Here is a 22048-nt window from a genome sequence, read left to right as displayed (position 1 = left end):
GCCCTTAAATACGGCCTTTATTTTTAGTTAATTAAATATGGTATCCCCGATACCTTCATATTCAGCAACTAGATAACAATTAAATCATGCAAAATATCTTTATATAATTCCATCGTTATATAACTGATTGTATATAAAAACAATACAAGCGTTCTCCCCACCAAAATACCAATTTCAGTAGTAAGTTCTAGTTAATGGCCGCAGTCCTTTATCTACCATCACACCTATTCGATTAACTAAATCGATATTCATTAGAGTAAAACATCAACAAGTTTATAAAGCGCATTTGGCCAGATCATATTTTAGATATAGCATAAAAAACGGCCAATCAATGATTGGCCGTTAGGGTTTACTGCGATTATGTTTAAAACCTTAGCAAACAAGCATGAGGGCTATTAACGCCACACGCCCCACTCACCTGTAGTACCAGGCTCTTCACCTTGAGTCCACCACTGAGCAGTCCACTCTTGGTTATTATGCATCACCTTTTCACCGCCATTATAAACAGCAGATGCACTCCATTGCTCTCCAGGCAATGGCTCAGGGCTTGGTCCTGGTTCTACGTCAGTTGGGGTAATAGTAAAACTATAAACCGTTTTATCTTCTTCGCCTTGACCTGAAACAGTAAGCTCAAAACTGACTTCTTGGGCGACATTCTCAAGCAAAACAGTGTTGATAATTAGCTCATCATTTTGACCAATAGCGGTTTCAATCGGCAAACCTGCCACTTGCACCCAAGAGATTTGTTCAATATCGCCTTTGCTGCTTGCTGGCGTTAATACCACGTACTCACCATGGGTAACGCTAGCGTTAGTAATTTCTTTTAACACTGTTGGCGTAATCACAGCTTCAACAAACTCATTGTTTGCTGTGATACTGAACTCTCCATAAGCCTGTCCATTACTGGCATTAAAGAAGTTATTATGTAGCTCATTTCTGAAATACATATAGTGATTCATTTCTGCATGCCAGCGGCCAATAAACACGTTACCGCTATATTGAGTCTCGTAATAACCGTTGACTTGTGAGGCTAATAAGCGATCCCAATCGAGTTGATTGTCTGCGGTAATTTCTAACGAAAAGCTAGAGTGAATATCACCATTGTCACTAAAGACTTTATAATTAACCGACTCACCAAGCTGAGGGGTATTAAGGCTGATATCAGCAGGAATAAAGGCATCGCCTTGCTCTAAGTATGGCTCGCTTGGTTCTGGATCAACCGGTGAATCACCTGAAATGGTAATGTCACTACAGTTATAGAATCCTTCACCAACGGTGTCATCTCGCTGCCAGCGAGTAAACAAAATCGCATCACCTGAGCGATCGGCTGGGATCGCAATGTCCATGCGGTATTTTTTGTCAGCGTCCACAGCAACATTGCCGTACTCTTGGATTAACTCTAAGTCATCCCATTTAAGTGGCTTAGACACATCAACACCAGGCTTGGTTAAATAAAACTGCCAGAATGAAGGGTTGTGAGGCGCGGTTGCATTAAACACGTACTCAAAAGTGCCTGTTGGTAACTCAGTGCGGGTCCACTGTGAATGCTCAGCACCCATACCGCTTTTTTGCGCATCATTGGCATAACATAAGCTGCCATCAGGGATAGCCGCTTTTACCACTTCCATATCATTGTATGTAGGTGCAGGAATATTAATGGCAAATTCATTACGCTGAATAAATGGATAAGTACCAGAAATCGCTTTGGCTTGTGCACAAGCCGCATTAGGTGGTGTGCCACTCCACAAGCCACCTTGCTCGTAACAAATTGATTGTCTTGCTTCAGGAAATTCAGCCCAACCATGGGCATGAGCACTTTGATTAGGTATTAAGATGTACATTGCTGACACAGCAGCGACGGCACCGAAAAACTTATTGGTTTTCATGTAAATATCTCTAGTTATGACGTAAAAGAAGACTGCAGACTCAAGGGCGATAATGGATGAATATAAATAACCAACAGTGGTCTGTTCGCGCTACATCATAATTAAAAAAAACCATAAGACAACAGAGCCAATAAAACGACAGCACGTCAAAAAAACTATTATTTACAGCAATATAGACTCAAGATTAAAACGAGTTAACAAATTTAATAAATATTTGACTTGTCATATAATTGACGATAGGGAGCGTAGAAATAATCAACAGCTGCCGCCAATCACCCACAAACACTTATATGGCTTAGTTAAGCCAGTGTTTTACAATATCGTCTTAGCATCAATTTATAATGTATTAGGTTCGCGCCTTTAGTCACAGACAACTAGCGTCAAATAATTGATCTTTGAATGTTAAGATTATTGGTGGCCAATTAGGTACTCATCCGACCACCTCTATTTGCATCCAAATGCATATTTATTCAGCATTAGAATTTGTTTAGACAGCCTAAGTTCACAGCGCTACAGCAAATAAATACTAAAACCACTACGCTATTGTGAGTTAATGACGGCCTAATTTCAGCTGCTGGCAAATATCACTGGCCAGTACCACTCGCTGAGTTTGGCCAAGTTGATGGCCTAGTGTGGCATGCCAGTTCACCCCTGTAATAGCCGCATCAACCGCCGATAGCCCTTGGGCGATAAGTGCAGCAATAATACCTGCTAAGCAATCGCCCATGCCCGGTGTGGCCATAGCTGCTGAGCCAGAATGGCAAAAATTGACTCCACCTTGATGGGCGACTAGTGTGCCAGCCCCTTTTAATACCACGACTGCTTGATATTTTTTATGTAGCGCCAGCGCAGCGGCAACGCGATCGTTTGTAACTTCAGTGGCAGATATGCCCAACAAGCCAGCGGCCTCCGCCTCATGGGGAGTTAGCACCCAAGGCGTTACCGTTTGCTGATGCTTTGCCAAATAACGCAGCGCATCCGCATCTAACACCCCGAGGCTGCGTTTATTATCAACGCCAGAGTTGGGTTGAAGGGTTAATAGCGTTTGCATGATTTGCTGAGCTTGCGGCCCGCGGCCAAGACCTGGACCCACCACCAGCACGGCGTGTTGCTTTAAGGTGTTTTCGGTACTATCAGAAAACATAATCTCAGGAGATTGGCTTAAGCAGGCGACAAAATGGCTTGGCTCACACTGTAAAAATACCCGCCCAGCGCCAGCATTTAAGGCTGCGCGGCTAGCAATAATGCCAGCGCCAGCCATATTGCCAAGACCTGCAATAACGCTGACATTACCATGATGACTTTTATGGGTATTACCCCTGCGTGATGGCAGCATATTTACCCTTGGATCGTAGCGCCAATTCTCTTTTGTTGTACCAGCAATAGGCTCAAGCCCTAAAGAGTCTAACGACAGTGCCCCACAAGATGCTGGCCCATATGCAGTGAGTTGCCCCGGCTTATAAGCAATAAAGCTATGGGTGGCAGTGGCATTAACGCAAATCGGCTCAGGCTGGCCGCTATCGGCATTTAAACCGCTGGGCACATCAACCGCGTAAACCTGCTCAGCACTCTGATTAATGTCATCAATAACCTTTATCGCCGCAGCAGATAGTGTTCGGGTTAAACCACTGCCAAATAGCGCATCAATAATGATCGGATAAGATGCGCTAGGTTTAGTGGTATGAACACTACCACCAGCCGCTAAAAATTCATTCATGGCTTGCTGCGCATCGATGCCCGCTTTGGGCGCGCCAAAAGGCGCATAAACCACGACCTTTTTACCCTGTTGCAGTAATAATTTGGCAATGTAATAACCGTCACCACCATTGTTGCCCTGACCCACAACCACCAATATTGCTTGCGATGTATTAAAAGCGCTGCCAAAGCGCTGCACAAAACTGCTAGCAGCCTTAACCATTAAGGGCCAAGTACTATTGTTATGGCTTGATGCCCAATACTGCTCGGCGTCTCTTACTGCCTGCGCTGATAACACCACTGCGCTTTTTTCAAAGTGATCCGCTAAATGATCCTCTAAGTGATCGTATAAATGATCTTTTAGCTGAGCCATTAAGTCATTGTCAGAAAGAGTGGCCATATAAACCTTACCTTGAATGCGAAAGCTAGTATTAACTATACAAGAAGTATGGCAGCACAAAACTACTGCACACGGGATTAGGCAGATATTTGCCATCAATATAAAGCGGGGGGTGGCAATAACTATCAACAATAGATGTGGCAATAATTTTCTACATTAGTCATTACAATTCAATCGCCTTAAGTATTAACACTAGCTTAACAATTGTCGTATGATGGTTTGTACGCTTACTTAAACAACAATAAATAGGAAAACCACGCAGATGGTAAAGCCAAATAAACAATTAAAGGGTCTAACAAAATTCAGCTTAGCAGCGGCAATCTCGCTGACGCTAAGCGTGCCAGCACTGGCACAACAAACCTTATTGATCGCTGATGCATACGTCGATGTAGTAAAAGGCAAAACCATTAATGACGTGGCCATTGTCATTAATGGCAATCAAATAACCCAAGTCACCCAACAAGCCAAAATCACTACAGATAATGATTACAAGCTTATCGATTTAAGCGGTAAAACCTTACTTCCTGGGATGATGGATATGCATGTTCACCTTAGCGGTGATGCCGAGGATAATTTTTTAGCCTCGCAAAATTATTCTATTCCACGCCAAACCGTTAAAGCGGTTAAAAATGCCGAAAAAACCTTAATGGCAGGCTTTACCACAGTGCGGGACTTAGGCGCTTCGGGTTACGCCGTTATTGCCACCCGCGACGGCATTAATGCCGGTGAAATTGCAGGGCCAAGAATTTGGGCTGTTGGCCATCCGATTAGTATTACAGGCGGGCATTGCGACGATAACTTTTCATCCCCAGAAAAAAAATCAAAATCGCAAGGGGTCGCTGATGGACCTTGGGCTGTGCGCGCTAAAGTACGTGAAAATATCAAGTATGGCGCTAATGCGATTAAAGTGTGTGCCACTGGCGGGGTATTTTCTAAGGGCACTAAAGTCGGCATGCAACAGCTAACTTATGAAGAAATAAAATCAGCCGTTGATGAAGCCCACATGCGTGGCTTAGTGGTTGCCTCCCATGCCCATGGCACTAGCGGTATTAAAGCATCGATCAGAGCGGGCGTCGATAGTATCGAACATTGTAGTTTCATGGATAAAGAAGCAATAAAAATGGCTGTAAAGGCTGGTACTTACCTTTCTTGTGATATCTACAACACTGAATACACCCTCGCCTATGGCGCAGCTAATGGTGTACCTGAAGCAAACATCAATAAAGAAAAGTTAGTATCCCAAGCCCAGCGAGATAGCTTTAGAGCAGCGGTAAAAGCTGGTGCTAACATGGTATTTGGCTCAGATGCGGCAATTTACCCCCATGGTGATAACGGTAAGCAGTTCTCACGTATGGTGACATTTGGTATGACCCCAGCCCAAGCCTTACAAGCTGCGACCATCAATAGCGCCGCTTTACTCAAGCAAGACAACCTCGGGCAGATTAAAGCAGGTTTTTTAGCTGACATTATTGCCGTTGATGGCGATCCGCTCAGCAATATCAGCTTAATGGAAAACGTGACCTTTGTGATGAAAGACGGTCAAGTCTATAAGCAGTAAGCCAGTAAGGTTTAGCTAATAAAGCCAAATGACTCGCTAGAAACAACAAAGCCTTGATAGTGTTTGCTATCAAGGCTTTTTAATATGTAAAAATAAGGCTGATTTAAGCCTTACTTTAGCTTACTAGTTGATTTAGTTAACCCACTGCATTAACTCTGCAGCCGTTCTCAATGCATACTGGCGTTTAACCAAGTTACCAGCGGGATCAAACAATAGCACTTCAGCAGGGCTAGCACGGTATTTGGCAATCAATTGATCACCCTCTGGGGTGCCTATTCTGGCGATCAAAAAAAACGCTTGCTCACTAATCTGATCGCGAGCCTCATTCATTTGTTCAGTTTGGCTATTGCTCACCGCAAGGTTGGGATCATAAACAAATACAAATGCAGGCTTACCTGTGCCAATTTGTTCATGGGTGGTTTTAAACCCTTTGGGCATGACATTAAACACCACCGCAAACAATATCACTATGGATACAATAACGCCGAGAGTCACCCAAGGCTTACGGCTAGACGAGTTTGAACTGTGATTATCTTTGATAATAAAACCCTCTTTAAGTGTTCAATTTATGACAATAGTTTATATCGTCATCCATTGTAATTAACTTAACTGAGTTTTATCTTAAAACGAAATTACGCTTTTAAAGCGCGGTCACAAGGTTAACTAAAACGCTGATATAAAGCCGCAAGATCCCAGCTGCACGTTTTAACAAAATTTAAATCCACCTAAGTATCAGCATCGACGCAGGCTAAATGCTAAAAAAGGGGATACTCTCAACAAGTATCCCCTTTCTTAACACAGTGACTAAGTTACTGGCGCTATCGGCTTAGTGATAGCTAACCAATTACTATTATTTTTAATTAGCACGTATCCAATCATCGACAGTTTGATTCACTAAGTCAGCAGAAGACTCCATAAACCAGTGACCGCCCGGTACCACTTCAACCTGACCCTTATTCAAATCGACAACCTGTTGCAACCACTCTTTACCATGGAACCACACATTCTTATCTTTGCCATAGATGAAAAGAAAAGGCGTGCCAAAATCTTCCACCGCAACACGTTGGGGTAAATCTTTTGATAAAATAGCGTTCCATAAATGCCAGTATGGGTAAGTCATACGCGCATCAGAACGTAAATTAGCCACTTTTTTATTCGCGTCTACATTCTGTTCAAGTTTTAATATGTTTTCCGCAGTAAAAAGCGTTAATTTTTCACCGAGAAATTCAGGTAAAACCCAAGCAAGCGCAAGGGCAAAGGTGTATTTAACATTAATGCTTGGTGATTTTTCGTTACCATAGCTGCCAATGTCTAAAAGAATAAGTCTGTCGACCAAGTCATTTTGCGCAAGATAATGTGAAGCATAAGACGCGCCCCAGTCATGAGCGAGTACAGTCACTTTATCTCTATCTAAACTTTCGATAAAGGCATCCATAATCATGCGAATTTGCTGAATATTGTAATCGGGTCTTTGGCCATTATCTTCTAGCTCGAACCCCGGCAAAGTAAATCGAGCAATCCGATAGTCTTGCTTTAAATATTCAACTTGCTTGTCCCACAGCTCTAAACTATCAGGATAACCGTGGATCATGACTATGGTCTCTTCACCCTCACCATCCATTTTTACTTCAAGGTTTTTTACTATCGTAGGTAGTTGTTGCTGAAATTCATCATCTGGCATCGGGCCTGTAAAAACAAATGTGCCTGCGAGATACAGAATGGGAGAAAGTACAACCAGTACGATCACTAAGATCCTAATTATTATTTTTTTCATACATATCCATTTTTATGTTGAAGTACATCTACAAACACCCTGCTGGCGTTTGCGCTTTTATCAATTAATACCGTTAAAAATTTTTATACCGAGTTAAATGCATCAGCAATTGCTGACAGATACCGCAGCGCTAACTAAACATAGCTATTCGCAGCCAAGATCTAGTGTATTTTTAAGCTGATTAATCAGTAACGCGGTTACATCCCATACAAATTAGAATAATAACTCTAATTTTATGAAGATGAAAAGAACTATCGACAATTATGTAAATACTGTAAGAAAACTAAATGCACAAGGCGTTCGCCTATCAGGCTTTTTACTGTTATTTCATGCGTTTGATCGTTTTTAGGGCGATTTATAAGAAGAAGTTATTACACAGTTTGCCGATGCCCAACATATTGGGTGGCATAAGCGCATAAGCGCGGACTCAGCAATCTCGATTTAGTCAGCTAAAAAACCTATTTTGATAGGCTATGCTAAATGCTAAATGCTAAATGTTGAATGCTAAAGAGAAGAGCTTTAAACAAATGATGCGAGATAGGTCATAAAGAACAGAGAGATTAACTAAGATGTTGAGCCTAGTTAAACAGAGTCAAATAGTGGCTCGCGATGGCAAGATTAATGTTTGTATCTAAAGGTATTACTGTCGTCTAGAATGTCAATTTTGATCGCTACAATCCCTTGATCGCTACTGGCTATTTGTTGAAACGCTTTTTGAGAAAGATCGATCACTCGGCCTTTAACAAATGGGCCGCGATCGTTAATTTTTACATCGATGCTTTTATTATTACCGGTATTCGTCACCCTCACTATAGTGCCAAATGGCAAGGTTTTATGGGCTGCGGTATAGGCTCTCATATTGTATTTTTCACCACTTGCCGTCAGTCTGCCGTGAAATTTACTGCCATACCAAGAAGCTTGCCCCACTAGTGCATGAGATGTTGAATATTGTGTTGTTTTAGAAGCATCGATGGGCACTCGTGATGAACAGCCTGTTGCCATAGCAAGGAGTAACACACTAAACATAAGCTTAAATTTAATCATTGTGTTTACTACTCGCTCTTTAAAATAATGCTTCATTTTATTCGCTGTCTTGTAAGCACAAAATGCTCTCAGACAACTCGCTAACCTTAGCCTGCAGTGTAGATGAGAACATTTAAGCTGTCACTCAAGATGACTTATAACACCACCATAGCAAGCGCAGCATCACATAAACCCTGCTCATGTTCACTCCCTTGTTCATGTAGTAGCTGCTGGAGCCTATATGTTATGGCTCGCTAGTAACCGTGGATTCTGCCCCCCCCGTTATTACACTGACTTGCACTTATGACACTTTTTAAAAGCAAAACCTTATGCCAACGCTTGTATCTCAGAGAGTGCTTTATCAATCTCGGCTTCGTTATTAATTAAGCTCGGCGCAAAACGCGCGTATGAGTCACGATAAGGCGTCGAGCTCATAATGATGCCCTTAGTGTGCATATGCTCTACCACCTGTTGCGGTGACAAACCATCGACATCAAAACACACCAGCCCCGATGATAGTTCAGTGGCCATTGGCGTATACAAGGTGACATGTGACATTTTTGCCAAGCCTTGCTTGGTTTGGGTATTGAGCTGATGAATACGCTGTTGCACCTTGGCTTTACCCAAACGCATATGTAGCTCAAACGCTGCAGGCAATGCCCAGCGATGTTCAAACGAGTGAAAGCCTCCTGGTGACATATGTTCACCCATTGGTACTTGCGCTTGGGTGCTATTACCTAGCCACACATCGTAGGATAGGCTGAAACTTGGGATCACTGCGCTGCAGTTATTCCAGCCGCGCTTTGAGCCCCATATAATGCCAGTGCCACGTGGGCCAAAGATCCACTTATGAGTGCCAGCAATAAAAAAATCACAGCCTAATGTACTCACATCAACATCCTCGATGCCAAAGCCATGTACGCCATCGACACAAAATAGGATTTTATCAGCTTCAGAACGTGAGCTGTTGGCTTTGGCAATCACATCTGCCATAGCGCGGATAGGTAATTTAACCCCAGTGGAAGAGTGAACCCAAGTCACAGCCACCACCTTAGTATTTTGATTAATGGCCTTGGCCAAGTTATCGATAACTTGCAAGCTTGTCACTGTGGCAGGGGTGTCATATAACGTAATACGGCGCACGTTAGCCCCTGTTCTTTCTGCACGCAGTTTTAAAGACAGATCGGTAGAGTAATGATCGTGTACGGTTTGCACTACTTCATCATTAGGGCGTAATTTAAGCCCGCTGTATACCAAAGATAACCCCATCGTTGTACTGTCAGTGAGGGCAATTTGTTCGGCTTCACCACCCATATAGCTTGCTGCCGCAGCGGATATTTTTCCATCAATGGTTTCAAAGTGTTTATGCCAATAATCTGAAGGATTGGCATCTAAGCCTTTGCGGTGTCGCTCAATTTCATCTGCCACAGGTTTAGGGTGAGAAGCCAACAAAAAGGTAGAAAGGTGAATGTAATCGTCAGTTAAGGGGAAAAGCTGTCGCAGCGCAGTCCAATCTCCAGCATTGATATTATCAGGCATTAACGCTGCTTTATTGCCCTCAGCAGCGGCATCAGCTGCATTGCCTATGCTTGTCCCAATGACACTTCCAGCTAAGGCTAAACCCATTCGACTTAAAAAATTACGACGTAACATAGACAACTCTTTATTAATCGCTGTGTACCGTTAATAAAAAGTAGCAACCGAATGCAGGAGTGTCTATTAATTGACCGCAAGTGTCACTGCGGCGCCGAAAAGTCAGTCTTAAACATGATTAAGCCTGTTTGATAATGTACAAGTTGGGTAAGTGGGGAGATGATCTCGCTTGCTAGTATAGGTAAGCACAGTTAAAGTGCACTCTGTTTTGATTTAACAATCATCAACTTGATTGATTGCAGCGTTTTTTATCTGAAAGGTTAACTATATATGGAAAAAGTGTTTGAAAAATTAATGTATGCATCACGCTGGATCATGGCACCGATTTATTTAGGTTTAAGCCTGGTCCTATTTGCGTTAGGTATCAAGTTCTTTCAAGAGATTTTTCACATCCTACCGATGATTTTTGAGATGAAAGAAGTTGACCTGATCCTGATTACACTATCGCTAATCGATATCACTTTAGTGGGCGGCCTTCTGGTGATGGTGATGTTTTCAGGCTATGAAAACTTCGTTTCACAGCTAGATGTGGGCGAAAACAGTGACAAACTAAGCTGGCTTGGAAAAATGGATTCAGGCTCACTTAAAAACAAGGTAGCCGCATCAATTGTGGCCATATCGTCAATTCATTTACTTAAAGTTTTTATGAATGCCGAAAATATCGATAACGACAAAATCATGTGGTACTTACTGATCCACATTACCTTTGTATTATCGGCCTTTGCCATGGGCTACTTGGATAAAATTAGTCGCACAAAGTAGCTGCTGACCTTAAGTTGCAAATCCAAATAAAAAAAGCCTCGATACGGTTAAGCATCGGGGCTTTTTTCGGCTTGCAGTTTGTCGGCATTAAAGCTGACACCTGAAAGCATGCTGCATTATTGCTCCAAAGAAACGCCTTAAGCAGACAATAAATACACCTACAAAATAATCTCAGCTAATACAAATCCAATCATCACCGAGCTAACAATCGTCACCACACCGGGTACCACAAAAGGATGGTTAAATACCCACTGGCCAATACGGGTCGATCCTGTGTCATCCATTTCAACAGCCGCCAACAAGGTTGGATAAGTTGGCAATACAAATAAGGCACTCACCGCAGCAAAAGAAGCAATAGCAGCCTCAGGGCTAACCCCTAGCATAAATGCCGATGGCATTAACGCCGCTGTGGTTGCGGCTTGCGAGTACAACAACATGCTGGCTAAAAACAAAATGATCGCCAACATCCACGAATGCTCTTCTAGCAAGCCACCCGATAGCGCTTTAATCTCTTCTAAATGCCCAGCAACAAAGGTGTCACCTAGCCACGCAACACCTAATACACAAATACACGCACTCATGCCCGATTTAAAGGTCGCCGCATTAAGCACCTCAGCTGTATCCACTTTACAAAACAGCGTAATCGCCGTGGCTGCCGTTAGCATAAACACCATAATGGCTTCATTTCGTGGCAATGTCGGATTATCAATAAGACCTACAGCATCACTAATCGCGGTGGCGTAAAACACCACTGCCACAATTGCTACCAGAAAAACCATCACCGAACGCTTAGCCCCTGCTGGTAACTCAGTGCTGTTCACCTCGCGTTTGCTCACTAAGCCATGAGCTAAACGGTCTTGATAAACGGGGTCATCTTTCAACTCTTTACCCATAAATTGGGCAACAAAAGCGCCGATCATACACGCAATAAAAGTAGCGGGAATACAAATCATCAATAAGCTGATATAGCCCACGCCTTTGCTTTCAAGCATGCCGCTCATTAGCACAACCGCAGCTGAAATAGGTGAAGCCGTAATCGCAATTTGAGAGGCAACAACTGCAATACTTAATGGCCGTGAAGGACGAATGCCCTGCTCTTTCGCCACCTCAGCGATGACAGGCAAGGTCGAAAACGCGGTGTGGCCCGTACCTGCAAACAGTGTCATGGTGTAAGTGACAATCGGAGCTAAAAAAGTAACCTGCTTAGGATTTTTACGTAAAACACGCTCAGCGATATTCACCAAATATTGCAAACCACCTGCAACTTGCATCGCCGCGATAGCCGCAATGACCGACATAATAATCAAAATCACATCAATAGGAATAGTGCCTGGGGTCATCCCTAAGCCTAGAGTTAACACCAACACACCCAAACCGCCAGCAAAGCCAATGCCAATGCCGCCTATTCGTGCGCCGATAAAGATGGCAGCCAATACCACCACTAACTCAATTGTTACCATAAATCCTCCCAAGCTATAATTGCGCGCACTTTACTGCAAAACCAATATAAGCAATGGATGATTAAATCAATAAAACCTCAACTAACAGAATAAAAAACCGGAAGTGTTAACTTGATCAGTTCACATTGGCCAATGATTTTAATCGGCCTTATTTAAGGCGTGTCTTTGTGAAGTAATTCCATCAAGCCAACGAGTGCGGCAAACAGCACTGCACCAACAGGCCAAATAATCCAAGTGATGCCCCAAGCCATTGTCCAAAAGCTCCAGCCAAGATAGATAGCAATGAGCAAGGGCCAATAAAATCCAGCCAACTTCTCGGCTCGTTTAGTACGTCTAGTTGTCTCTGTCTCTTTAACGGCTTCTTTCAATACATTGCTATAGGCATCATATTTTGCTGAAACCGGTAAAATAATGAATAGGCCAACTGCAATGATAAAAAGCAGTACATCTATCATTAATAAAACGATGTCTTGCTCAAAAGAAAAAATACTCACGCACAGCAGCGGAACAAAGCTAACAATAAAACAGAAAATACCTACAGATAAGCGCAAATTATAAGCTGGCCTAAACTGTTTACGCTTTTCATGAAACACGCTGTGAACACCATAAGCGAGTTCAAATGGTTCATCTTCTATCGCCGCTATTTCATCTTGATATTGGTTTGTCTTGATAAAAAAGCTCACTCCAACTGACACCAAAATCAACACACTCACAATACCCAATGCCGCTGCTATATCACCCGTCATGTTAAATCGATTCGTTTCCGCCATAGCCATAAAGAAAAACAACGGCATTGCAGAACACACACACAAAACCACGCCTTTAGAAACAAGATTCGTCATTGCGATTTTATGCTCAACATACTCAGTCGCTTGCTCTAGGCTGATATGATTAATGCCTGGTTCTTTGGCTTCTGTCGCAAACTCAAACTGCTCATTCTCATCCTTGAGTAAGAAGTCTGTAGACACATCAAAAATCTGTGAAAGCATAATGATTTTATTTAAATCAGGAATGCTATTTGCCCCTTCCCATTTAGAAACAGACTGACGAGAAACATTCATTTTCTCTGCCAACTCTTCCTGCGACCAGCCCAGTTTTTTCCTTAATCTAATAATCTTATCTGCAAGTATCATTAGTGAGTCCTTTTAATCAATAATTGAGCCACAAGCATAAGAAATCAGGCAGTTGCTCACTAGCAAGCCAGCTTGTTAATCTGTCAACCAGCAGTTGCGTTATTGATTATTAAGCCATAATTCGGCTATTTTTTGTATCTAATTGTTCAATTAGCGATTGAGTGTAGGCTATGAAGCAAAGAAAGAATTTAATCAGTCACCCGATTTGAAATCGCTTAAAAAGTCGAGACTAATCCAATTAATTTGATTTGTATCAGCTCACCATGACATTCACTCACCGACACGCCGTAAACTCATCCATGAGGGCTCGAACATCCCATCCATGGGATGAACGGTCGTCTCGCTAATACTCATGGTTCACTTATTGAATATCAGTTTAATCCTCAGCCTTTTAACACGTTCAGCAAAAATACCAAAGTCAGTAAGCACAAAGCCCCGAACAGCCAAGATTATGGTTGTGTTTAATAATTTGATTGAGGAAATAGAAAAAGTTTACTCTGCCCCTAACAAAACCCCAGTGATTCTATTAGCGACGCAGTACCGCTATCCAGCGGCCAAGATTGAGCAAGCTGGCTAGCGAGCCAGCCACGTAGGTCAGCGCCGCCGCTTTGAGAATCTTCTCCGCATGCTTTAGGTCACCGTCGTGCAGGTAATTGCCCTCTTTGAGTATGGGCAGCGCCTTGCCATAACTGGCGTCAAACTCCACCGGCAAGGTCACCAGATGCACAATGGTGCTCAACCCCATCGACAGCACGCCGATCAAAATGGTCAACGCGCCCGCCTGCGGTATACGAGTGAGCATAAGGACCACTGGCGCCGCGAACATCATTATGCCGGCAATACGCTCACCGACCATAGCGGTTCTAGCCAGCTTCTGTCGCATCAAAAACAAAGACTCGCCGCGAGAATCCTGTAGCGCATGCCCAACCTCGTGGGCAGCTACCGTCACAGCTGTCAGAGAATAACCGGCATAGTTATCCGGCGTAAGGCGAACAGCCTTAGCCGCGGGATCATAATGATCGCCGTCAGGCGTCTCTTCAACCTTGACGTCATTTAGGCCAAAACGATCTAGAAGATGACGAGCAAGTTCACCACCGCTACCTTGATGACGGTAACGATCAGTGGGCTGTTGGTACTTGCTCATGATGTGCTTGACCCACAAGCCAGGCAAGAATACACAGCCCGCAATGACAATAATTAGAATGATCCATAGCATGAAACCCAGTATGCCATAAACCTTGGTATAACTCTCACGGCTTTTACTCAAAGCCATTAACTGTGGATGCGTGTAGTCGCCTGCAAAAAATAAGTATTTTATAACAAAATTTAAAGCCACTAAAAAGCCCCGATACCGTTAGGTATCGGGGCTTTCAATTCTTTTACAAGAAGTTTGGCTTTAGCTTTTAGGCTTCAGATCAGCAGTGCATATAGCGCTGTATAAATAGGTTAGAACAAGGCGCTTTACCACGACGTTTAGTACGCTAAACGAGTGGTGAAGCAACGCAGTTATCACCAATTTAGACAAGCTAGATTACATCATGCCGCCCATTCCACCCATACCACCGCCCATACCGCCCATATCTGGCGCTGCAGCTTCTTGTGGAATTTCAGCTACCATTGCTTCGGTGGTGATCATTAGACCAGCAATTGATGCGGCAAACTGTAATGCACTACGGGTTACTTTAGTTGGATCAAGAATACCCATTTCTAACATGTCACCGTAAGTGTCGTTACCAGCGTTGTAACCGTAGTTGCCGCTGCCGTTTTTAACTGTGTTCGCCACAACTGAGGCTTCTTCACCTGCGTTGGTTGCGATTTGACGAAGTGGTGCTTCCATTGCACGTAGTGCGATGATTACGCCGTGCTTTTGGTCTTCGTTGATCACTTCAACTTCAGAAATCTTAGACGCTACACGTACTAGTGCAACCCCACCGCCAGGAACAACGCCTTCTTCTACTGCTGCGCGTGTTGCATGTAATGCATCTTCAACACGGGCTTTTTTCTCTTTCATTTCAACTTCTGTTGCTGCGCCAACTTTGATTACTGCAACACCGCCAGCAAGTTTTGCCATACGCTCTTGAAGTTTTTCTTTGTCGTAGTCAGATGTTGACTCTTCAACTTGTTGTTTGATTTGCGAAACACGGCCAGAGATTTGCGCTTGCTCGCCGTTACCATCGATGATGGTGGTGCTGTCTTTAGTGATAACAACACGTTTTGCTGTACCTAAGTCTTCTAGGGCTGCTTTTTCAAGTTCTAGACCGATTTCTTCAGCGATAACAGTACCGCCAGTTAGGATAGCGATATCTTGTAGCATTGCTTTACGACGGTCACCAAAGCCAGGTGCTTTAACAGCAGCTACTTTAACGATACCGCGCATGTTGTTGACAACTAATGTTGCTAATGCTTCGCCTTCAACGTCTTCTGCAACAATAAGCAGTGGCTTACCTGTTTTAGCTAGACCTTCAAGGATTGGTAATAATTCACGGATGTTAGAGATTTTCTTATCAACTAATAAGATGAAAGGAGAATCTAACTCAACGCTGCCTGTTTCAGCTTTGTTGATGAAGTAAGGAGAAAGGTAACCGCGGTCAAACTGCATACCTTCTACAACGTCTAATTCGTTTTCAAGGGCTTGGCCTTCTTCAACGGTAATAACGCCTTCTTTGCCTACTTTTTCCATTGCTGTTGCAATGATTTCACCGATTGATTCATCAGAGTTAGCAGAGATAGTACCTACTTGAGCAATGGCTTTAGAATCTGCACATTCTTGCGAAAGTGCTTTAAGCTCAGCAACGGCTGCAATAACTGCTTTGTCGATACCACGCTTAAGATCCATTGGGTTCATGCCAGCAGCGACTGCTTTAAGGCCTTCAACCACAATTGATTGTGCTAATACGGTTGCAGTAGTTGTACCGTCACCAGCCGCATCATTGGCTTTAGAAGCAACTTCTTTCACCATTTGTGCGCCCATGTTTTCGAACTTGTCTTCTAGTTCGATTTCTTTCGCTACCGATACACCATCTTTAGTGATTAGCGGTGAGCCAAAGCTTTTGTCTAAAACGACGTTACGACCTTTTGGGCCTAATGTTACTTTTACTGCGTTAGCAAGAATGTTGACGCCGTTAAGCATTTTAACGCGACCGTCACTACCAAATAATACTTCTTTTGCTGACATTGTTATGTTCCTTCAAATTTGTTGATGATTGCAAAGGGTTAATGTTTAAAATTAACCTACAACAGCCATTAGGTCTGACTCAGATAAGATAAGGACTTCTTCACCATCAATCTTTTCTTTTTTCACGCCGTAACCTTCGTTGAAAATCACTACGTCGCCAACTTTAACGTCAAGGGCTTTAACTTCACCGTTTTCTAAAATGCGACCATTGCCTACTGCTAGGATTTCACCACGAGTTGATACTTCTGCAGCGCTACCAGTTAATACAATGCCACCAGCTGATTTTGATTCAACTTCTAAACGTTTAACGATTACGCGGTCATGTAATGGACGAATATTCATCTACGGACTCTCCTAATGATTTGGTGCCCTAAAACGAGGCGGTTTTAACAAAATGATAAGGGCATTACCCCTTTGATGAATGATATATGGGGGTCGATGTTGACAGTTCCAAGTGTATTTTAAAAAAAACTGCGATTTAATTGTAAAATTTGTGGCTGCTAATATTTAAACCATCTTGAATGCTGCTAGAATTTGGCTCCCGTTTTCGTGTTTAAGTCGAGATAGATGAAAGATAAACATGGGTTGCTTAACGCACCAATAGGTCGTGTGCTATTCAATATGAGCCTCCCCAACCTTATCGGTATTCTCACCATTTATGGTGGCAGCCTTATAGATACATATTTCATCAGTCTTTTGGGCACTGAATCATTAGCTGCGGTAAGTTTTACGTTTCCGGTGGCGATTATTTTTTCCAGTATTGCCATTGGCATTGGCGCGGCGGTTTCCACTAACCTCGCCCGCTTAATTGGCGCAGGTAATCAACCCCAAGCTAAAGCGTTTTTGTTTGATGCCTTGTTGCTAACATTTTTATTGGTGAGCGCGTTAGTGTGCATCGGGATTATGGCCATTGACCCGCTATTCACCCTACTGGGCGCTAATGAGTTAAGTTTGCCACTTATTCATGATTATATGCTGGTGTGGTTTTTAGGGGCGCCATTATTGGTGTTATTGATGGTGGGCAATCAAGGCATTCGCGCCACCGGTGATACTTACTCCCCTGCGATCATTATGTCGGTGGCAGCAATTATCAACCTTATACTCGACCCTTTACTTATTTTTGGTCTTGGGCCTTTCCCTGAGCTGGGTATTCAAGGCGCAGCCATTGCCACTTCAATATCCTGGTTATTTTCAGCCTCTGTGGCTGTGTATATCTTGGTATTCAAAAAACAAATTTTGGTCTTCACCAAATTAAGTAAGCACCGGATTATCAAAAACTGGTGCAAGCTGGGGCATATTGCCCGCCCTGCGGCTTTAATGAATATGATTAACCCTATTGCCAACGGCATTATTTTGGCCATGCTTGCCAGAGTCGATCAAGCTGCGGTGGCGGCTTATGGTGCAGGGGTGCGCTTAGAAACCTTATTTATTTTGGGGATCATGGCCCTTAACTCCAGTTTAATGCCGTTTGTGGGGCAAAACTTGGGGGCGGGGCAACATCAGCGGGCTAAAGATGCCATGATGCTGTCACTGCGGTTTGCTCTTGTGCTGCAAACCTTACTGTATCTGCCTATCTTTTTGAGTGCTGATTTTATTGCGCAGTTATTCAGTAATGATGCTGTGGTGATCGATTGGTTGAGCTTTTATATTAAAGCCTTACCCGCAGCCTATGGGCCATTAGCAGTGGTGATTATCTTCGCCACTTGTTTAAATGCCTACCATAGACCGATCCAGTCGTTAGTGATTAACTTAGTCAGGCTGTTTATTTTAATGCTGCCATTGGCGGCCATTGGCTTATACTTTGGCGGGGTAAAAGGTTTATTAATTGCGCTGCCAATAACCAATACCATTATGGGCATTGCCTGCTATGTGATGGCCAGTCGGATCACTGAGCCAGAGTCCGTTACCGCGTCAACGGCCACTAAGTCAATTAACACCATAAATTAACAGGGATGCACAAGGGTTAATACACAATGAAAAGATCAATCAACGCCGCGCTATTGTCAGCTTTTGTGTGCCCGGGTACAGGGCACTTATACATAGGTAAAAAAGCCATAGGTTGGGGCATTATTCTGGCTTGTTTTATCAGTTTATGCGCCATCATGACCGTGCTGATGCAGCGCGCTCAAGCGGTGGCTGATGATATTGTCGCGGGAAATATTGCGCTGGACTTCAACAGTCTTTATGCCGCAGTGCACGACAGCGTGACCCTTGATTTACCCCCTTCAGTATCGATGGCCACTTGGGTGTTATTTATTTGCTGGGTTGGGAGTACGGTTAGCGCGTATTGGATGGCTGAGCAGCTAGACAAACCTTCAAAGGATTCGACTCTCGCACCTTAAGTTAATGCCGTAAACAAGCAGCTGAATTATTTGAGCCATAAAAAACGCTAGCCTTGCTAGCGTTTTTTCATTGAGTCACCAAGCTAACAATTAGTCTTTTTTGGGCTTATCTTGCTCGCCCTTTTGCTCACTATCTGCGCGAGGCTCATCCTGTGGGGTGATATCTTTAATTTCTACCTGATGGGTTTCAGGGGTTAAATCATTTGGATCAAATTTGCGTTCAAAATCACCGTCAAAGGTATTGCCGCCTTGGTTAAATGGGCCATTTTGCCCAAATGGATTTTGGCCTGGTTGACCTTGTGGACCAAAGCCGCCCTGAAAACCGCCACCAGCAACCACGCGCATTTGCATACGTTTAAAGATATAGCTGGCAATCGGTGAGCGAGTAATTGGGGTTAGCAATAACAAACCGATAAAGTCAGTCACAAAGCCCGGAAACAATAACAGTAAGCCTGCCGCGGCGAGCATCATGCCTTCGACAATTTCTTTACCCGGCGCTTCACCGCGCTCAAGCTTAGATTGCACTGACATTAAGGTGCTTAAGCCTTGGCTGCGCACTAGTGATACTCCCACAATCGCAGTGAAAAACACTAATGCGATGGTATTCCAGGTGCCAAGCACATCGCCCACAGAAATTAATACTGACAACTCAATGGTCGGAACGATAATAAATACAAACAATAAAATAAATAACATGTGGGCCTCAATTTTTTCACTGGCTATGAAAACTAAATGGGGGTTATCCGGTCTTAATTCAAGACGTGTCACGATTATCATCAATGACTAATGCAAGCGCTTACGAAAAAACGTACAGTATTGCACTATTGAAATCGCGATAAACATAACATTAGCAACAACAATAAAGATAAACCGCAGTTTATGTTATTAAGCTTAAGCTAACTTTAAGGCAACCAATAGATGATAGCATTCCAATGCCAGCAACTTACTTATTAGTTATAACAACTTGCCCTGATAACGCCAGTGCAAAACGCATTGCATCAACGCTAGTGGAAACTAAAGCGGCTGCTTGTGTGCAATTAATTCCACAAATAGAGTCAGTTTATGTGTGGGATGATGAGGTCTGTCATAGTAGTGAAGTCGCTTTACACATAAAATGTATTGCTAAAAATTATGATGCAATTCAACAAATAGTGATCCAACAGCATCCCTATGAAGTACCTGAATTAATCGCTATGCCTATTACTCAAGGCTTGCCAAATTATTTAAAATGGATAGAAGAAACTTCCCAATCATGAAAAAAATATTTGCGCTTATTTTTACCTCTTTACTCCTGCTAACGCCATTAGCTCACAGTGAAGGCATTTTTAGCAGTAATAAGTTCAGCTTCCTTCAGGGCGAGCCAGAGTTAATGCCTGTTGAAGAGGCTTTTGTATTTGATTATCAGCAAAAAGATAATCAATTAGCCATTAGCTTTGTGATTGCCGATGGTTATTACATGTACCGTGACAAGTTGCAGTTTTCTGCCGACGGCGCAGTGATTGGCGATATAGACCTACCCCGAGGCAAGGTTCATAACGATGAATATTTTGGCGAACAAGAAGTGTATTACACCTTTGTTGAGCTGCCGTTAGCCCTTAAAGAAGCCGCCCAAGACAGCCTAGTACAAGTGACCTTTATGGGTTGCGCTGAAGGCAAGCTGTGTTATCCGCCTACCAAACGTGATGTTAAGCTAGATGCTGTTGCTGCTAACGATGGCAAGGTAAAGGGCAAAAAAGCCATTATTGGTGATGTGCCAGCTCAAGCTGAACCAGCAACCGCAAGCAATGCGACAACGCCTATCACCCAACAAGACAGCTTAAGCCAAATGCTGGCCAACGATAGCTTAATGTGGACCTTAGTTATCTTCTTTGGTTTAGGTATTGGTTTAGCCTTAACCCCTTGTGTGTTCCCAATGTACCCGATTTTGTCAGGCATTATTGTGGGCCAAGGGAAAAAGTTATCTACCGCTAAAGCCTTCACACTATCAATGGCCTACGTTCAGGGTATGGCGATTACCTATTCATTATTAGGTTTAGTGGTTGCCTCTGCGGGCATGAAATTTCAAGCGGCATTGCAACACCCTGCTATTTTGATTTTCTTAGCGGTAATGTTTGTACTGCTGAGTTTATCTATGTTTGGTATGTATGAATTACGCCTGCCGGGCAAATTCCAAGACAAGATGAATACCCTGTCGAATAACCAAAAAGGTGGCAACCTTGTTGGGGTGTTCTTTATGGGCGTTATTTCAGGTTTAGTGGCGTCGCCTTGTACCACTGCGCCGCTGTCTGGTGCGCTGATTTATGTGGCCCAAAGTGGCGACTTACTACAGGGCTTCTTGGCGCTGTATGTATTAAGCATGGGTATGGGGGTACCATTACTGATCATTGGTACTTCTGGTGGTAAATTACTGCCGCGCGCCGGCGCATGGATGGATATCATTAAGACCATTTTTGGCTTCTTGCTGATTTCTGTCTCAATCGTGATGATTGGCCGCATCTGGCCAGGACTGGTATCTGATGTATTGTGGTCAATTTGGGGGATTAGCTTAACGGGCTACCTCATACACCAGAACAAACTATCAGAGTTTAACTGGAAGCAAACCACCCGTGGCATCATACTTACGCTGACTTTACTCGCCAGTTTCTCTTATGGTTTCCAAGCGGTAATGACTGCATTGGGCCATCAGGCGCCATCAATCAGCAATGAGACTAACCAAAGCAAGCAAATTAGCCATGGTGAGTTATTCATTCAAATTAAGTCACTAGAAGACTTAGAAGTTGAGCTAGATAAAGCCAGCCTTAGCGGTAAAACCGTGATGCTAGATTTATACGCTGACTGGTGTGTGGCCTGTAAAGAGTTTGAGGCGATTACCTTTGCTAATCCAATAGTATTAGAGCGTTTAGATCAAATGGTGTTACTGCAAGCCGATGTCACTAAAAGTGATGCCATTGATATTGAACTGCTTGAGCACTTCAACGTATTAGGCTTACCGACCCTATTAATGTTCGATGAAAATGGCAATCAGCGTGAAGATTTACGCGTAACCGGCTTTATGGGGCCTAAACCCTTTGCTGAGCACTTGGATTTATTGCTGAATAAATAAATTTATTCTCAACTAAGATATTGAAAATGGTCAATTTATTTATTAGATTGGCCATTTTTTTAATCCTGAGCTATTTTTTAATAC

General features: G+C 43.2%; 18 protein-coding genes. 6 read left to right on the top strand and 12 right to left on the bottom strand.

From position 1 onward, the window contains the following. Window positions 1-395: 395 nt before the first annotated feature. Both AB4140_RS14295 and AB4140_RS14290 read right to left on the bottom strand, forming a co-directional pair. On the bottom strand, window positions 396-1886 hold the full coding sequence (locus tag AB4140_RS14295) for a lytic polysaccharide monooxygenase (protein WP_102439316.1): 1491 nt from the start codon (window positions 1884-1886) through the stop codon (window positions 396-398). Window positions 1887-2436: 550 nt separating this feature from the next. Continuing rightward, window positions 2437-3981 carry an NAD(P)H-hydrate dehydratase gene (locus AB4140_RS14290; protein ID WP_303502499.1) on the bottom strand — a complete coding sequence of 515 codons (1545 nt, stop codon included), beginning with the start codon at window positions 3979-3981 and terminating at the stop codon, window positions 2437-2439. A gap of 262 nt (window positions 3982-4243) precedes the next feature. Here AB4140_RS14290 and AB4140_RS14285 point away from each other — a divergent pair, with 262 nt between their 5' ends. Continuing rightward, on the top strand, window positions 4244-5539 hold the full coding sequence (locus AB4140_RS14285) for an amidohydrolase family protein (protein ID WP_372001450.1): 1296 nt from the start codon (window positions 4244-4246) through the stop codon (window positions 5537-5539). 132 nt (window positions 5540-5671) lie between these two features. On the opposite strand, the gene AB4140_RS14280 is transcribed toward AB4140_RS14285, so the two are convergent. The 4 genes from AB4140_RS14280 to AB4140_RS14265 form a co-directional block, all read right to left on the bottom strand. After that, window positions 5672-6034: a hypothetical protein gene (locus AB4140_RS14280; RefSeq protein ID WP_303411797.1), complete on the bottom strand. Its 363-nt coding sequence runs from the start codon at window positions 6032-6034 to the stop codon at window positions 5672-5674. Window positions 6035-6395: 361 nt separating this feature from the next. Further along, window positions 6396-7313: an alpha/beta fold hydrolase gene (locus AB4140_RS14275; protein WP_102439312.1), complete on the bottom strand. Its 918-nt coding sequence runs from the start codon at window positions 7311-7313 to the stop codon at window positions 6396-6398. Window positions 7314-7931: 618 nt separating this feature from the next. Beyond that, entirely contained in the window at window positions 7932-8357 is a 426-nt protein-coding gene (locus AB4140_RS14270; protein WP_303502497.1) for a septal ring lytic transglycosylase RlpA family protein, read from the bottom strand. Window positions 8358-8663: 306 nt separating this feature from the next. Then, the gene (locus AB4140_RS14265) at window positions 8664-9989 is read right to left on the bottom strand and encodes an aminotransferase class V-fold PLP-dependent enzyme (RefSeq protein WP_372001448.1); all 1326 of its coding nucleotides are present in this window, start codon (window positions 9987-9989) and stop codon (window positions 8664-8666) included. A 270-nt stretch (window positions 9990-10259) separates the two neighbouring features. On the opposite strand from AB4140_RS14265, the gene AB4140_RS14260 reads away from it, so the two are divergent. Next, complete coding sequence (locus AB4140_RS14260) at window positions 10260-10751, top strand: TIGR00645 family protein (RefSeq protein WP_102439310.1); 492 nt, start codon at window positions 10260-10262, stop codon at window positions 10749-10751. 158 nt (window positions 10752-10909) lie between these two features. Here the strand turns inward: AB4140_RS14260 and AB4140_RS14255 are convergent, their stop codons facing one another. From AB4140_RS14255 to AB4140_RS14235, 5 genes are all read right to left on the bottom strand, one after another. Next, window positions 10910-12211: an anaerobic C4-dicarboxylate transporter gene (locus AB4140_RS14255; protein WP_372001446.1), complete on the bottom strand. Its 1302-nt coding sequence runs from the start codon at window positions 12209-12211 to the stop codon at window positions 10910-10912. Window positions 12212-12363: 152 nt separating this feature from the next. Continuing rightward, window positions 12364-13344, bottom strand: coding sequence for a helix-turn-helix domain-containing protein (locus AB4140_RS14250; protein WP_372001444.1), 981 nt, complete (start codon window positions 13342-13344; stop codon window positions 12364-12366). Window positions 13345-13870: 526 nt separating this feature from the next. Then, window positions 13871-14680, bottom strand: a complete 810-nt coding sequence (locus AB4140_RS14245; RefSeq protein ID WP_372001442.1) for a zinc metallopeptidase — start codon at window positions 14678-14680, stop codon at window positions 13871-13873. Window positions 14681-14875: 195 nt separating this feature from the next. Next, window positions 14876-16519 carry a chaperonin GroEL gene (groL, locus tag AB4140_RS14240; protein WP_102439565.1) on the bottom strand — a complete coding sequence of 548 codons (1644 nt, stop codon included), beginning with the start codon at window positions 16517-16519 and terminating at the stop codon, window positions 14876-14878. Window positions 16520-16570: 51 nt separating this feature from the next. Beyond that, a complete protein-coding gene (locus AB4140_RS14235) occupies window positions 16571-16861 on the bottom strand; it encodes a co-chaperone GroES (RefSeq protein WP_076538652.1) in 291 nt (96 codons plus the stop codon). A 225-nt stretch (window positions 16862-17086) separates the two neighbouring features. Between AB4140_RS14235 and AB4140_RS14230 the strand changes: the two genes are divergently transcribed. Then, window positions 17087-18466, top strand: a complete 1380-nt coding sequence (locus AB4140_RS14230) for an MATE family efflux transporter (RefSeq protein ID WP_102475480.1) — start codon at window positions 17087-17089, stop codon at window positions 18464-18466. A 26-nt stretch (window positions 18467-18492) separates the two neighbouring features. After that, window positions 18493-18861, top strand: a complete 369-nt coding sequence (locus tag AB4140_RS14225) for a hypothetical protein (RefSeq protein WP_102475479.1) — start codon at window positions 18493-18495, stop codon at window positions 18859-18861. A gap of 90 nt (window positions 18862-18951) precedes the next feature. On the opposite strand, the gene AB4140_RS14220 is transcribed toward AB4140_RS14225, so the two are convergent. After that, window positions 18952-19557, bottom strand: a complete 606-nt coding sequence (locus tag AB4140_RS14220) for an FxsA family protein (protein WP_102439583.1) — start codon at window positions 19555-19557, stop codon at window positions 18952-18954. A gap of 236 nt (window positions 19558-19793) precedes the next feature. On the opposite strand from AB4140_RS14220, the gene cutA reads away from it, so the two are divergent. Continuing rightward, on the top strand, window positions 19794-20117 hold the full coding sequence (cutA, locus tag AB4140_RS14215) for a divalent-cation tolerance protein CutA (RefSeq protein WP_102439568.1): 324 nt from the start codon (window positions 19794-19796) through the stop codon (window positions 20115-20117). Continuing rightward, window positions 20114-21964, top strand: a complete 1851-nt coding sequence (locus AB4140_RS14210; RefSeq protein WP_372001439.1) for a protein-disulfide reductase DsbD — start codon at window positions 20114-20116, stop codon at window positions 21962-21964. The genes cutA and AB4140_RS14210 overlap by 4 nt, the downstream gene beginning before the upstream one ends. The last annotated feature ends 84 nt before the right edge of the window (window positions 21965-22048 follow it).

The sequence above is a fragment of the Shewanella sp. 10N.286.51.B2 genome (assembly GCF_041469265.1).
Classification (GTDB): Bacteria; Pseudomonadota; Gammaproteobacteria; order Enterobacterales; family Shewanellaceae; genus Shewanella.
This window is presented reverse-complemented; position numbering and strand designations above follow the sequence as displayed.

Coding starts and splice junctions, on each gene's coding strand:
- AB4140_RS14210 (WP_372001439.1), top strand. CDS start 20,114: ATGAAAAAAATATTTGCGCTTATTTTTACCTCTTTACTCCTGCTAACG.
- AB4140_RS14265 (WP_372001448.1), bottom strand. CDS start 9,989: ATGTTACGTCGTAATTTTTTAAGTCGAATGGGTTTAGCCTTAGCTGGA.
- AB4140_RS14295 (WP_102439316.1), bottom strand. CDS start 1,886: ATGAAAACCAATAAGTTTTTCGGTGCCGTCGCTGCTGTGTCAGCAATG.
- AB4140_RS14285 (WP_372001450.1), top strand. CDS start 4,244: ATGGTAAAGCCAAATAAACAATTAAAGGGTCTAACAAAATTCAGCTTA.
- AB4140_RS14290 (WP_303502499.1), bottom strand. CDS start 3,981: ATGGCCACTCTTTCTGACAATGACTTAATGGCTCAGCTAAAAGATCAT.
- cutA (WP_102439568.1), top strand. CDS start 19,794: ATGCCAGCAACTTACTTATTAGTTATAACAACTTGCCCTGATAACGCC.
- AB4140_RS14250 (WP_372001444.1), bottom strand. CDS start 13,344: ATGATACTTGCAGATAAGATTATTAGATTAAGGAAAAAACTGGGCTGG.
- AB4140_RS14270 (WP_303502497.1), bottom strand. CDS start 8,357: ATGATTAAATTTAAGCTTATGTTTAGTGTGTTACTCCTTGCTATGGCA.
- AB4140_RS14235 (WP_076538652.1), bottom strand. CDS start 16,861: ATGAATATTCGTCCATTACATGACCGCGTAATCGTTAAACGTTTAGAA.
- AB4140_RS14255 (WP_372001446.1), bottom strand. CDS start 12,211: ATGGTAACAATTGAGTTAGTGGTGGTATTGGCTGCCATCTTTATCGGC.
- AB4140_RS14220 (WP_102439583.1), bottom strand. CDS start 19,557: ATGTTATTTATTTTATTGTTTGTATTTATTATCGTTCCGACCATTGAG.
- AB4140_RS14225 (WP_102475479.1), top strand. CDS start 18,493: ATGAAAAGATCAATCAACGCCGCGCTATTGTCAGCTTTTGTGTGCCCG.
- AB4140_RS14230 (WP_102475480.1), top strand. CDS start 17,087: ATGAAAGATAAACATGGGTTGCTTAACGCACCAATAGGTCGTGTGCTA.
- AB4140_RS14275 (WP_102439312.1), bottom strand. CDS start 7,313: ATGAAAAAAATAATAATTAGGATCTTAGTGATCGTACTGGTTGTACTT.
- AB4140_RS14260 (WP_102439310.1), top strand. CDS start 10,260: ATGGAAAAAGTGTTTGAAAAATTAATGTATGCATCACGCTGGATCATG.
- groL (WP_102439565.1), bottom strand. CDS start 16,519: ATGTCAGCAAAAGAAGTATTATTTGGTAGTGACGGTCGCGTTAAAATG.